This is a genomic window from Campylobacter concisus (assembly GCF_002913945.1).
GTDB classification, from domain to species: Bacteria; Campylobacterota; Campylobacteria; order Campylobacterales; family Campylobacteraceae; genus Campylobacter_A; species Campylobacter_A concisus_P.
This window is the reverse complement of sequence record NZ_POZK01000001.1, coordinates 13,603-26,332: the sequence shown is the minus strand read 5'-3', so window position 1 is coordinate 26,332 and position 12,730 is coordinate 13,603. Positions and strand designations below refer to the sequence as shown.

The 12,730-nt window shown below is 38.5% G+C and carries 14 protein-coding genes; 9 read left to right on the top strand and 5 right to left on the bottom strand.

Annotated elements, in window-relative coordinates; genetic code table 11:
- Nucleotides 1-146 precede the first annotated feature (146 nt).
- Genes CYP64_RS00140 through CYP64_RS00130 form a run of 3 tightly spaced genes read left to right on the top strand, consistent with a single transcriptional unit; the run spans nucleotide 147 to nucleotide 2,480 of the window.
- Nucleotides 147-1,016: a Gfo/Idh/MocA family protein gene (locus CYP64_RS00140; protein WP_103648226.1), complete on the top strand. Its 870-nt coding sequence runs from the start codon at nucleotides 147-149 to the stop codon at nucleotides 1,014-1,016.
- Nucleotides 1,016-1,969 carry a ferrochelatase gene (gene hemH, locus CYP64_RS00135; protein WP_103648225.1) on the top strand — a complete coding sequence of 318 codons (954 nt, stop codon included), beginning with the start codon at nucleotides 1,016-1,018 and terminating at the stop codon, nucleotides 1,967-1,969. The genes CYP64_RS00140 and hemH overlap by 1 nt, the downstream gene beginning before the upstream one ends.
- Before the next feature lie 49 nt (nucleotides 1,970-2,018).
- A complete protein-coding gene (locus CYP64_RS00130) occupies nucleotides 2,019-2,480 on the top strand; it encodes a response regulator (protein WP_084109308.1) in 462 nt (153 codons plus the stop codon).
- A gap of 53 nt (nucleotides 2,481-2,533) precedes the next feature.
- On the opposite strand, the gene CYP64_RS00125 is transcribed toward CYP64_RS00130, so the two are convergent.
- From CYP64_RS00125 to CYP64_RS00110, 4 genes are read right to left on the bottom strand one after another with little or no spacing between them, the layout of a single operon-like run.
- The gene (locus CYP64_RS00125) at nucleotides 2,534-3,001 is read right to left on the bottom strand and encodes a phosphatidylglycerophosphatase A family protein (protein ID WP_103648224.1); all 468 of its coding nucleotides are present in this window, start codon (nucleotides 2,999-3,001) and stop codon (nucleotides 2,534-2,536) included.
- A gap of 8 nt (nucleotides 3,002-3,009) precedes the next feature.
- Nucleotides 3,010-4,191, bottom strand: a complete 1,182-nt coding sequence (locus CYP64_RS00120; protein ID WP_103648223.1) for a sulfate adenylyltransferase — start codon at nucleotides 4,189-4,191, stop codon at nucleotides 3,010-3,012.
- A complete protein-coding gene (locus CYP64_RS00115; protein WP_103648222.1) occupies nucleotides 4,169-5,059 on the bottom strand; it encodes a response regulator in 891 nt (296 codons plus the stop codon). Before CYP64_RS00115 ends, CYP64_RS00120 begins: the two co-directional genes overlap by 23 nt.
- Nucleotides 5,056-6,174, bottom strand: coding sequence for a bifunctional 2-C-methyl-D-erythritol 4-phosphate cytidylyltransferase/2-C-methyl-D-erythritol 2,4-cyclodiphosphate synthase (locus CYP64_RS00110; RefSeq protein ID WP_103648221.1), 1,119 nt, complete (start codon nucleotides 6,172-6,174; stop codon nucleotides 5,056-5,058). The genes CYP64_RS00115 and CYP64_RS00110 overlap by 4 nt, the downstream gene beginning before the upstream one ends.
- A gap of 147 nt (nucleotides 6,175-6,321) precedes the next feature.
- Between CYP64_RS00110 and thiC the strand changes: the two genes are divergently transcribed.
- The 6 genes from thiC (at nucleotide 6,322) to CYP64_RS00080 (ending at nucleotide 11,884) form a co-directional block, all read left to right on the top strand.
- Nucleotides 6,322-7,620 (top strand): phosphomethylpyrimidine synthase ThiC, encoded by a 1,299-nt coding sequence (gene thiC / locus CYP64_RS00105; RefSeq protein WP_103648220.1) that lies wholly within the window; start codon nucleotides 6,322-6,324, stop codon nucleotides 7,618-7,620.
- Nucleotides 7,614-8,714 carry an Mrp/NBP35 family ATP-binding protein gene (locus tag CYP64_RS00100; RefSeq protein ID WP_103648219.1) on the top strand — a complete coding sequence of 367 codons (1,101 nt, stop codon included), beginning with the start codon at nucleotides 7,614-7,616 and terminating at the stop codon, nucleotides 8,712-8,714. The genes thiC and CYP64_RS00100 overlap by 7 nt, the downstream gene beginning before the upstream one ends.
- Nucleotides 8,715-8,852: 138 nt before the next feature.
- Nucleotides 8,853-9,119, top strand: a complete 267-nt coding sequence (locus tag CYP64_RS00095; RefSeq protein WP_103580254.1) for an ACT domain-containing protein — start codon at nucleotides 8,853-8,855, stop codon at nucleotides 9,117-9,119.
- A gap of 9 nt (nucleotides 9,120-9,128) precedes the next feature.
- On the top strand, nucleotides 9,129-10,466 hold the full coding sequence (locus tag CYP64_RS00090) for a PFL family protein (RefSeq protein WP_103640391.1): 1,338 nt from the start codon (nucleotides 9,129-9,131) through the stop codon (nucleotides 10,464-10,466).
- A gap of 104 nt (nucleotides 10,467-10,570) precedes the next feature.
- The gene (locus CYP64_RS00085; protein ID WP_103640392.1) at nucleotides 10,571-11,260 is read left to right on the top strand and encodes a cytochrome-c oxidase; all 690 of its coding nucleotides are present in this window, start codon (nucleotides 10,571-10,573) and stop codon (nucleotides 11,258-11,260) included.
- Nucleotides 11,261-11,431: 171 nt separating this feature from the next.
- Nucleotides 11,432-11,884: a hypothetical protein gene (locus CYP64_RS00080; protein WP_103623894.1), complete on the top strand. Its 453-nt coding sequence runs from the start codon at nucleotides 11,432-11,434 to the stop codon at nucleotides 11,882-11,884.
- Between the two features lie 84 nt (nucleotides 11,885-11,968).
- Here CYP64_RS00080 and CYP64_RS00075 read toward each other — a convergent pair whose 3' ends face one another.
- Nucleotides 11,969-12,529 (bottom strand): YagU family protein, encoded by a 561-nt coding sequence (locus CYP64_RS00075; protein ID WP_223155520.1) that lies wholly within the window; start codon nucleotides 12,527-12,529, stop codon nucleotides 11,969-11,971.
- Nucleotides 12,530-12,730 lie beyond the last annotated feature (201 nt).

Here is a 12,730-nt window from a genome sequence, read left to right as displayed (position 1 = left end):
ATTTTGCTCGATTTTAGCTAAAAATCGTTTGTAAATTTATAAAAAAATACAAAATTAATTTTTGCTTAATATATTTTATAAATTTATTTGTTTAAAAGCGATTTGCAATTAAAATAGCCTAAAAATTTATAACTAAAAGGTCTTTAGTGAAACTCAAAATTGGCATTGTTGGATACAATCTAGTTGGCAAGCGGCACTATATGGAGCTGAGGCGTTCTGACAAATTTGAAGTTTGTGGAGTTTTTGATAAAGAAAATAGAGATGATGCTTGCAGAGCTCCGTTTTTTGATGAGTTTAAGAAATTTATAGAAGTAGCCCAGCCACAAGCTGTCGTACTTTGTTTGCCTCAACATGAGATTGTAGAGGCCTTTTGTCAGTGTGCAAAATATTGCCAAAATATCTTGATTTCAAGACCGATATTTAAAAACGTGAGCGAGCTAAAAGAGATAAAATATGCCTCAGTGGTAAATAAAGTAAGAGTTTGCACTGGCGTTGATGAGCGCTTTAATCCAACTATCGTTTCATTAAAAAAGGCACTTTTAAAAGAAGAAGAAATTTATAGCATTTCAATTGCGCATTTTAGGCCACTTTGCGAAGGAAATATTATAAATGAGCTTTCACTTTGCGATATAGACCTTGCGAAAAATTTAGTAGATAGTGAAATTTGCAGCTTTTTTTATACTCAGGCAAATAAAACAAATACCAAAATATGCGACAATGTTGGAATAAACATTAAAATGAAAAATCAAATTTTGGTGAGTATTACTGATTCTTTTTGTGGCTCTTTAGAGCGTTTTAAGATAGAAGTAAACGCAAAAGAAGGTGTTTATTTTGGCGATCTTATCGATTATAAGCTTCATAGGGTTAATGAAAATGGACAGATGAATTTAAAAACCGATCCCATAAATAATGAGATAAAAGCTCAATATGATGCCTTTTATGATCTTTGTCAAAGCGGAGAAAGTAGCGAGCTTTCAAGCATTGATGATGCGATAAAAATTAAAGAGCTATTTTGATGAAAAAGGCACTTTTACTTTTGAATATGGGCGGGGCAAATAGCCTTGCTGATGTAGAAATTTTTCTAAAAAATATGTTTAATGATCCTTATATTTTGGGTATAAAGAATAAATTTTTAAGAAAATTTGTGGCTTTTATGATCACAAAAGGTAGGCTAAAAACAGCTAAGCATAACTACGAACAAATAGGTGGCAAATCACCTATTTGCGAGCTTACAGCTAAGCTTTGCGATAAAATTTCAAGCTTACAAAATGAGTTTGACGCAGTTGATTTTGCGATGAACTATACTTCACCATTTGCAAAAGATGTGCTTAAAAAATACGAAAATTTTGATGAGATAGTGCTTTTGCCACTTTATCCTCATCATTCACAAACTACAATAACTTCGAGTTTAGATGATTTTAAAAAAGCAAAAGATGAGTTAGGCGTAAAGGCTAAAATTTTGCTTTGTGGACCATTTTATGATGATGAAATTTACAACAAAATCATAATCTCGCACATAAATGAAGCCATAAATAATATAGATGTAAGCGATGTGGAGCTTATCTTTTCGGCTCATTCGTTGCCTCAAAAAATTATCGATAAAGGTGATGTCTACGAAAAACATATAAATGAGCATGTGCAAATTCTAAGCAAAATGATAAAAGATAGCGGATTAAACTTCAAAGAGATAAATTTAGCCTACCAGTCGCGTCTTGGGCCTGTAAAATGGCTAGAGCCCTCACTAAATGAAATTTTGGCAAAGTGCAAGAGTAAAAAGGCTCTTATCTATCCACTCTCTTTTTGTATTGATAACTCTGAGACCATTTTTGAGCTAGTTATTGAGTATGCAAAGATTGCAAAAGAGCTAAATTTTAGCTTCTACAAGGTTGTTTGGTGCCCAAATTTTAGTGATGAGTTTGCTAGTTTTATCTTACAAAAAGCAAAAACAGCCAAAGAGATTAACTTTTAGGAATAAATCTTGCTTATAAAATATATCTCAATACAGCAAAAGGAGATATATGAAGGTACAAAATAACGACATAATCGATTATTTATTGCAATCAGGCTCAAGCAAAACTAAGGATAAAAAAAATAGTTTTGATGAAATTTTAAGCCTTGCTATGGATAAGATCGCAAGCGATGCAAAAATTTCAGATAAGATTGAACAGTTTAAAAAAAGACTTACTGAAATTGGCGCAGTTGGTTTTATAAGTGAGCTAAATTCTAACAAGATAGAAGAAAAAATAGCCCAAAAGAAAAAGGAGCTAACTGAACTTCTAGGCATAGATGATCCCGCAAAAACACAGGATCAAAAAAATGAGCTGCTTAAAATAATGGATAAAATTTTAAGTGATTACCGCAAAGAGCTAAATGTAGCACTTGCTAATCAAGCTCTGCTAGAGAAGCAAAAAAATCTTAATAGTAAGAATAGTAGCTCGGTTAATTTAAGTTCTGTTTTAAACGAACTAGGACTTGCTTAAAATTTATATAAAAGATATTTAAGCCTATATAACTTTGCCAAAAATCTATATTTTTACGGCAAAGTTATGCCAAATTTTATAGTAGCTCCGTATATTATTGCGCTAATTATTCCAGCAAAAAAGCCAGCTACCATATCATCGCCCATTACGCCAAGGCCACCTTTTACATTGCGGTCGATCCTGCCTATTATCGAAGGCTTTTTAATATCAAGCACTCTAAAAAGTACAAGCGAGAGTATGAGTTGAGAGATCGTAGCTCCGCTAATGGCAATAGCAAGCCAAACTCCAGCAACTTCGTCTATAACTATAAAACTTTCGTCGTGAGAATTTACCTTTTTTTCAAAATCATCTATAACACTAATGCTTACCAAAAATAGCAAAATGCTAGCTAGAAAAAGCGTGGTTGATGATAAAAAATAAAGCACAAAATAAGCTACCACAGCGCCAGCGATAGAGCCCCAAGTGCCAGGCGCTTTTGGCAAAAGTCCAAATCCAAAAAAAGTTAAAAATAGTTTTTGCATAAATTTCCTTAAGTAAGTGATGACGTTTGATAAAGCTTCATAAGCTCTTCGTAAAAGTCACGGTCAGTTTTGTTTTCAAGTAATCCTGAATTTACAAAAAGATCATCACAAAGCTTTTGCACGTCTTTAAAGCGATTTGTAAAGAGTTTGCTTAAAACCAGTGCAGAAATTTCTGGCCTCACAAGAATTGCTGGTGGCATAATGCCGTTAAATAGCAGCTCTTTGATAACATCTGGATGATATTTTATCTGATGATGTTGTCCGTGCGGGCAACTTTTGGTGCTAACTAGCGTCTTGCATTTGTTACAATAAACTAGCTCTGGCAGTACGATTACCTCTAAATTTAGGTCGTTTTTATAAATATCAAGAATCGTATGAGCTTCATTGTGATCAAAAAACATTCCAATTCCTGAGTGGTTTTGTCCGATGACTAGCTTATTCGCCCCAAATCTTGAAGCAGCGATGCACTCAAGTGTAGGGTTTGCGTGTGAGCTAAAAAGAGTCGTATTTTTTAGAGCAAAGACAAAGACCTTTTTTATCGGCAAATAATTTTGTATAAAATAATCTAGCACTTGCTTTCTAATCTCGTAATCAACGTGCTTTTCTTCGCGTGTTCTTATTAAAAAAATGATTACTAAATCAGCTTTATCAATAGTCATTCTAATAAGGCGCTCGTGAGCTCTATTAAATGGATCAGCCGTTAAAAAGACCGCCGTTATCTTTTTAGCTCCATCTTCTTTTATTAGATCGTTTAGTGCATTTTTGCTTATTTGCATACTTTCATCATAAAGCTCAAATTTGCCGCTAATACCGTATTTGCCCAAATTTAGCTCTTTATCATTGCTAGCTTCGTTTGCTAAAAATATATTTTTAGCTCTCATGTTCTCGTCAAATTTAAAGACTTTGGCAACATTGATGTGTCCAACGACCTTACCATCAAGACTTAGATTTACCTTTTGTCCAGAAGTAAGCTTGCTAGTAATATTTTGATTTAGCTCACCAAATGGAGCAAATCCAAAAGAATACGGCATCGGCTCGCCATTAAAATAGCCCTTTTTACTCACCTCTTTTATCTGCTCATCATCCATAAGCGAGTCATAATCTGAGAGAATTTTATTTTTTATTAGCTCCAAAGCACCAAAAACTTCGGTATTTATAGAAATTTCACTATTTTTTCTTGCTGACGTCATATTTCTTTCTCTTTTCCCAAAGTGATTTTCTAGAAATTCCAAGCTTTTTGCTAAGTTCTGTATCAGGGAATTTATCTTGATAATTAACGATTATGTACTTTATATATTCATCGATCGTAACGATCTCATCGATATTGAAATTTTTATCGCGTCCTGAAAGTTCAAGCTCGTCAAATGGTGCTCTTTGTGCAAAATCGCTAGTTGAGATCGCAACCTTTTTCTTTTTGCAAATTTCTAAAATTTTCTCTTTTTCTTCTTGTTTTAGCTCCTCTAAATTTGTCATATAGATTAGCTCATCACCATTTTTGGCTAGTGCCTTTTCAAGCTCAGAGAAACAGGCTTTGCCTAAAAATAAAAATGGTAATTTGCAAGCTTTTACGTAGCTAAATATAAATTTATCGCTATATCCGCTTTTGCTTGATTTTAAAAGCAGTGGAAATTTTATCTTTTTTGCCTCAAAGCTAGAAATTTCGTACTCTTTTAAAGCGTAATTTACGTAGCTTTCATAGTTTTTGATCTCATTTTTGAAATTTCTAAATTCCTCAAAATGCTTTATCTTTCTAACTAGCTCTTCTATCATAAATGGCTTTTGGATGTAATCAACCGCCCCTGCCTGAATCGGTTTTAGCACAGTGTCGCTATTGATATAAGCGATTAGTAAGATGATGATAGAGCTTTTAAATTTTTCGATAACAGGGTAAAAATCCTGCCCTGGAAGTGTGGTAGAAAGTAACACTACATCAAAATTTTCAAACTTTAACGCCTCTTTTACGCTTTTAGCGATCTCGCAGTCGTAGCCAAAATCAGCTAGTTTACTAGCCATAGAGCCAGCTAGGTAAATTTCATTTTCTACTATTAAAATTTTCATATTTGCTTCCAGTTGTAAAATTTAAGGCTTGCACTTGCCATTACGGCGATCCCTTCGCATCTGCCCACAAAGCCAAGCCCTTCAGTAGTCGTTGCCTTTACATTTATGCGGCTCTGGCTTAATTTTAGAGCTTTTGCTATGTTTGCCTCCATTTTTGACTTTAGTTTTGAAATTTTTGGTTTTTGCGCCATTATCGTAATATCAGCGTTTGTTAGCACAAAGCCCACGCTTTGCACCATTTTGTAAGCTTCCTCAAGCAAGTAAATGGAGCTAATATCTTTAAATTTAGCATCCGTATCAGGGAAAAGCTCGCCTATATCGCCAAGCCCAGCAGCTCCCAAGATAGCGTCTGTTAATGCATGAAGTGCCACGTCGCCGTCGCTGTGAGCTTTTAGACCAAACTCATAGTCGATCTTCTCGCCGCAAAGAATCAAAGGACGGCCCTTTTCAAACTCATGCACATCAAAGCCATTTCCCACAAAGACTTCATTTTCGGGCTCTTTTAAAGCAGAAATTTTGGCAAGATCTTCTTTGTAAGTGATCTTTCTTGCCATTTCATCGCCTAAAATTTGCCAAACGCTCGCACCAATGGCTCTCATAGCTGAGCTATCATCTGTGTAAATTTCACCGCCGCTAAGAGCTTTTTTAAGAAGTGCTGTGCGAGAGAGTTGTGGTGTTTGGATAAGTTTTACCTTTTCTCTATCGATAGCGTTTTCGCCAAGATAAGCGGTGTCTGCGATCTTTAGCGCTGGAACTACACAATCAGCTTGACTCGCTGCCTCTATAATTTTGTGAAAAAGCTCGCTTGAGATACAAGGGCGAGCGATGTCGCTAACTAAGACAAATTCGCTATTTACTAGCTCAAGTGCGTTTTTTAGGCTATCTTGCCTGGTTTCACCGCCATCAACAAATTTATAATTTGGAGCAAATTTTGACATATATTTGCACTCTTTGCTAACGACAATTATCTCTTTAAATGTGTAAAAGTTACTCAAATTTTTAGTAGCAAATAGCCAAAGTGGATCGCTTCCTATTCGAAGCCATTGCTTCTTTACTGGTAGCTCAAAACGGCTAGAATTTCCTGCTCCAAGCATTATAAGTGATATATCAAGCAAGATAACTCCTTTGAAAATTGTTACAGAATTATACATCTCAAAACTTCAAAATTTCTTTTTAAAAAGTAAATTTTTAAAAGCTTATTTAGTTAGTTTAAATCAAAAAAGGACTAAAATGAGGTTTTTAAAAATCAAAAAAGGCCTTATATGAGAGATAAGACGCAGATGTATTATGCTAGGCGCGGCGAGATAACGCAAGAGATGAGCTATGTGGCAAGGATCGAAGGGCTTAATGAAAATTTGGTGATGGATGGGGTTGCAAAAGGTAGCATCATCATCCCAGCAAATATAAATCATAAAAATTTAAAGCCAATGGGCATAGGTAGAAAGCTAAAGACAAAAATCAATGCAAATATCGGCAACTCAAGCTTAAGTAGCGACATTTGCGCTGAGCTTAGAAAGCTTGAAATTTGCCTAGAATTTGGCGCTGATACGGTTATGGATCTAAGTACGGACGGCGATTTAGATGCTATTAGAAGTGCGATCATCGAGCATTCAAGCGTGCCAATTGGCACAGTGCCTATGTATGAAATTTTAAAAGAGGCAAAAGAGGTTACAAATATCACAAATGAGCTAATTTTAAGCGTGCTAGAGAAGCAAGCAAGGCAAGGGGTTAGTTACTTTACGATACACGCTGGCTTTTTGCGTGAGTTTTTGCCGCTTGTTAAAAAGCGAAAAATGGGCATAGTAAGCCGTGGGGGTAGCCTAAGCGCCAGCTATATGTCAAAGTTAAATAGACAAAATCCTTTCTATGAAATTTTTGATCAAATTTTAGAAATTTGCGCAAGATATGATGTATCTCTATCGCTTGGTGACGGACTTCGCCCAGGATGCCTTTTTGATGCGACAGATGAGGCACAGCTTAGCGAGCTAAAGGTGCTTGGAGAGCTTACGATTAGGGCGTGGGAAAAAGATGTGCAAGTGATGATAGAAGGCCCTGGCCATGTGCCATTAAATCAAATTGAGTATAATATGAAAATCGAACAAGAGCTGTGCCATGATGCCCCATTTTACGTGCTTGGGCCGCTTGTCTCAGACATAGGTGCAGGATACGATCATATCACCTCGGCGATCGGTGGCACAATGGCAGCATATCACGGCGCTAGCATGCTTTGCTACGTGACGCAAAAAGAGCACCTTGGCTTGCCAAATGAAAATGACGTAAGAGAGGGCATCGTAGCTCACAAGATAGCAGCTCACGCCGCAGATGTCGCACTTGGCAAAGCTGGAGCGATCGAAAAAGATCACGAGATGAGTGATGCTAGATACGCATTTGACTGGAATAAGCAGTTTGAGCTTAGCTTTGATCCAAAGAAAGCTAGAAAGCTTCATGATGAGAGCTTGCCAGAAGATGCGTTTAAGAGCGCTCATTTTTGTTCGATGTGCGGACCAAAATTTTGTGCATATAAAATTTCAAAAGATCTAGAAAAAGGAGAAAAATGTTAAATAAAGAAGAGGTCTTAAATAGGCTAAAAGGTGTTATATATCCTGGTTTTGAAAAAGATATAGTTAGCTTTGGCTTTGTAAAAAATGTAGAAATCGGCGATAAAATTTTAATTGAGGTCGAGATAGTTAGCTCAAGCCCAGAAGTGGCAAACGAGCTAAAAACGGATATCAAACGTGTCATGGGCTCAAATGAGTATGTGTTAAATTTGATCCAGCCAAAGATACCTGAGGAGAAAAGTAACACTCAAAGTGGTAAAAATATCGCACCACAAGTTAAAAATTTCATAATGGTAAGCTCAGGAAAAGGTGGCGTTGGTAAATCAACCACGACTCTAAATTTGGCCATCTCAATGGCAAAACTAGGCAAAAAAGTGGGAATTTTGGACGCTGACATCTATGGACCAAACATCCCAAGAATGCTTGGCGAAGTAAATACCCAGCCACAAGTTGTTGGTAACAAGCTAAAACCGATACTTAGCCATGGTGTTGAGATGATGAGTATGGGCGTTTTGATGGAGGAGGGCATGAGCCTTATCTGGCGTGGCTCAATGATCATGAAAGCGATCGAGCAGCTACTAAAAGACGTACTTTGGAGCGAGCTTGATGTCTTGTTTCTTGACATGCCTCCAGGAACGGGTGATGCACAGCTAACTCTAGCTCAAAGCGTGCCAGTAACTGCAGGTGTCTGCGTCACAACGCCACAAGTGGTAGCGCTTGACGATAGCAAGCGTGCGCTTGATATGTTTGAGAAGCTTCACATCCCAATCGCTGGTGTCATCGAAAATATGAGTGGTTTCATCTGTCCAGATAACGGCAAAGAGTACGATATCTTTGGTAAAGGTACGACTGAAGAGGTGGCAAAAGCTTACAACACGCAAATTTTAGCTGAAATCCCTATCGAGCCAGCTGTTCGCGTGGGCGGGGATAATGGTAAGCCAGTTAGCTTTTACGAGCCAAACTCAGTCACTGCAAAACGTTACGAGAGTGCGGCTGCTAGACTTTGGGAAGTGATAGAAAATATAAATAGTGATGGCGGAGCTGATAACTCAGCGATCCAGCCAGTAAATGACGGCAAGAGTGCTTGCTCAAAGTAAAATTTACAAAAGATAAAATTTAGAGCAAATTTTAAAATTTGCCAGTTTGAATTTGGCTACCAAAATTTAGCTTTGCTTGATGCTTGGCTTAAATTTTGGAGCCAAAATGCAATCATTTAAAATTTAATAGGAGAAAACATGAAAGCGATCGTAACTGTAGTCGGAAAAGATAGAGTCGGCATCGTTGCTGGCGTCTCAGCAAAGCTTAGCGAGCTAGGGCTAAACATAGATGATATCTCACAGACTATTTTAGATGAGTTTTTTACGATGATGGCAGTGGTTTCAAGTGATGAAAATAAGGATTTTACGGTCCTAAGAGAAGAGCTTAATAAGCTTGGAGAGAGCCTTAAAGTCAAGATTAACATCCAAAGTTCCGCTATCTTTGATGCGATGCATACAATCTAAGGAAAAACAATGGACATCAAAAACGTAACCGAAACGATCTCGATGATCGAAGAGCAAAATTTTGACATCAGAACGATCACGATGGGCATTAGTTTGCTTGACTGCATCGATCCTGATATGGGCAAAGCCTGCGACAAAATTTATGCAAAAATCACCACTAAAGCCAAAGACCTAGTCAAAGTGGGCAACGAAATTTCTGCTGAGCTAGGCATACCAATCGTCAATAAAAGAGTAAGCGTGACGCCTATCTCGATAATCGGCGCCGCAACGGACGCAAAAGACTACGTGATGATCGCAAAGACGCTTGATAGGGCGGCTATTGAGGTTGGTATTGATTTTATAGGTGGTTTTTCAGCTTTAGTTCAAAAGGGCTATCAAAAGGGCGATGAAATTTTGATAAATTCTATCCCGCAAGCACTTTCTCAGACTTCAAAAGTATGCGCAAGTGTCAATGTCGGCTCAACGAAAACCGGCATAAATATGAGTGCGGTACGTGACATGGGACGTATCATAAAAGAGACGGCGGCAGCTTCGGAGATGGGGTGCGCGAAGCTTGTCGTTTTTGCAAACGCAGTCGAGGATAATCCTTTCATGGCCGGTGCATTTCATGGCGTGGGTGAGGCTGATGTGGTGATAAATGTGGGCGTTTCTGGTCCAGGCGTAGTAAAAAGAGCTCTTGAAAAGGTGCGTGGCGAGAGTTTTGACGTAGTGGCTGAGACGGTGAAAAAGACGGCATTTAAGATTACGCGTATCGGCCAGCTAGTTGGCCAGATGGCGAGCGAGCGCCTTGGGGTTAAATTTGGTATCGTCGATCTTTCTCTTGCTCCGACGCCTGCTGTGGGTGACTCGGTAGCTCGTGTGCTTGAAGAGATGGGGCTTGAGGCTGTTGGTACGCATGGCACGACTGCGGCACTTGCTCTCCTAAATGACGCGGTCAAAAAAGGTGGCGTCATGGCGTGCAATCAAGTGGGCGGCTTAAGCGGTGCATTTATCCCGGTCTCAGAAGATGAGGGCATGATAGCTGCGGTGCGCGTGGGATCGCTAAATTTAGAAAAGCTTGAAGCGATGACGGCGATATGCTCGGTTGGTCTTGATATGATCGCCATACCTGCGGACACGCCAAGCGAGAGTATAGCTGCGATGATCGCTGATGAGGCGGCTATCGGCGTTATAAATCAAAAAACAACGGCCGTTCGTATCATACCATTAGGCCGTGAGGGCGATATGATCGAGTTTGGCGGCCTTTTAGGAAGAGCGCCTGTGATGAAGATAAACAAAGCCTCAAGTGCCGACTTCATCGCTCGTGGCGGACAAATTCCAGCTCCAATTCATAGTTTTAAAAACTAATCTTCGAAGTCCGCTTTAAATTTGCGGACTTTTTCTTAAATTTATCCTAATCTTTTCAACTGCTTTTAGTTGAAATAATAAAAATTTTAAACCAAGGAGCTAAAATGAAAATTTTATCACTGCTTACGGCACTACTTTTTGGAGCGGTATGTGGCTTTGCAAACGATGGCAAAGTAAGAAGTATCGACATCTACGTCACGCCTTACTACTCAGCAAATGCTGGCAAGGTGGAGTACGTTAAGGTCTATGACAAGATAGATGAGCTTTTAAAAAGTGGCAAAGAAGAGGACTTCAAAAAGACTGAAAAGATCGTGCAAGACGCCCCACAAATGGTCTCTCCGATAACTCTTTTTGTTCTCTCAGCTCGCGCTTATGATCTTGGACTTCGCGATGATGCGGTATTTTGGTTTTATGTGGCAAAAAACCGCGTGATCTTGCTAAGAGGCATTATAGACATGGAGGGCGAGAAATTTACTGATGTGGTGGCTGCGATAGGGGCGTTTATGAAGCTTGTTGGCGACGTGGTCAATCCTTATGCATTTTGCGATATCAAAAAGCAACAAGAGATCGCTGATAAAGCGCTTGAATGGACTAAGAAAAATGCCTATGAAGCGATGTTTTCGCCAGAATTTAGCTCGCCTCACGAAGATAGAAAAGCAGCACTTGCAAAAAGCATAGAAAAGCTAGAAGCGCGCAATAAAAAAGAGAAAGATTACTTTTTAGATAAAGATAATCTTGCTAACTTTAAAGCTATGCGCAAGCAAAATGGCACTGATGAGAAATTTTGCTTTTAAATAGCGAGAAAAACTGAAAATTTGCTTGTAAATTTAGCTTTTACTTTATGCTAAAAGGGCAAATTTACAAGCTATTTCTATTTTAGATGATAAATTTTAGCTCACTACAAATCTGCTTAAATTTGGCTCTTTTCATAGGAGTAGCAAAACTACAAAAAATGAGAATAAAAAATGACTTTAAAATTTGGCGAACTTGAAAAAGTTGCAACAGATGATGGCTTTATCTGGTATGCGGAGACGTGGCTAAAAAGTAAAATCTTTGATCAGGTGCCATTTTGCCTTGTTAGCACAGATGGGGCAGACGTGGATAATGAGACGATTTTGCTTGCGCAGAGTATCGCTCAGGGTATCGACCGGTACATAAAAGACGCACTTACGTTTTTGCGAGAGAAGCTTAAGCAAAAATGCCTTTTGAACAAGGATGAGCTTAGAGCGCTTGAAGTGCCAGTTTGCGATCTGCCGTTTAGCTCGCCTCAATGCACCTTTTATGCGCATGATAAGCAGTGGCTGATGAGGTTTGCCGATGGTGCGCTTGATATTTGCGAGCCTTTTGGTATTGGGGTGATTTTTGAAGGTGAAAAGCCACTTCGTTTAGAAAATTTAGAGCTTAGCCAGGAGTGCTAATCGCGGATAAATTTTGCTTTTAAACGGTGAGATAAATTTGGTTGCTGTTTTAGGTTTTTAGCCCAAAACAGCAAAAATTTGCACTTATGCGTTGCAGCAGCAATAATCACTCGGATCTTTTTCTTTTGTGATCCTAGCTCTTAAGTCGTGACGGATGATCTCTATCGACCAGAACCATATCATGTGGCCGACAAATTCAGATACATGCTCGTACCAAGGGAGTGTCCAAAGTGGTGGAGTAAGCCCCAAAATAGGTAGTGCGATCACGTGAACAGCGATATTTACGATAACGCCAACTAGTAAGCCTTGCCATATTGTAATCTTTGGAAATTTCTCAGCCAAAACACAATAAGCAACCGCAAAAACGATCGAAAATAATATATGCGTCATCATTACGTAGTTAAATGCATGCCCTGCAAACTCGTAAATAGCGGCATTTGGATCGGCTACGCCCAAATAATCCCTTAAAAATACATAAGGCGGATTTAAGAAATTTCTAGAGCAATCGATCGCATCGGCTGCCCTAATGGCACTCTCTGGTCCGCAAGCAGCGTTAAACATATCCATCGGACTTCTTGGAGGAAGTGGGAATTCCGCTCCCCATTTGACAAAAGCTGAGACAATGCCAGCGACAAGGCCGATCAATGCAGCCAGAGCAAATCTAGGTTTTGTTACTAAATTTGATATTTAAACTCCTTCTTTAAATTTGCAAAATCTTATTGCAATTTGCTTTATGATAAGATTAATCATTATTAAGAATATAAAAATATTTAAAAATTTTAATGGACTTAAAATCATAAAATTTTTAGCCATTTTTGGCTAGACTAAGAAAAAATTTAAAGGAGA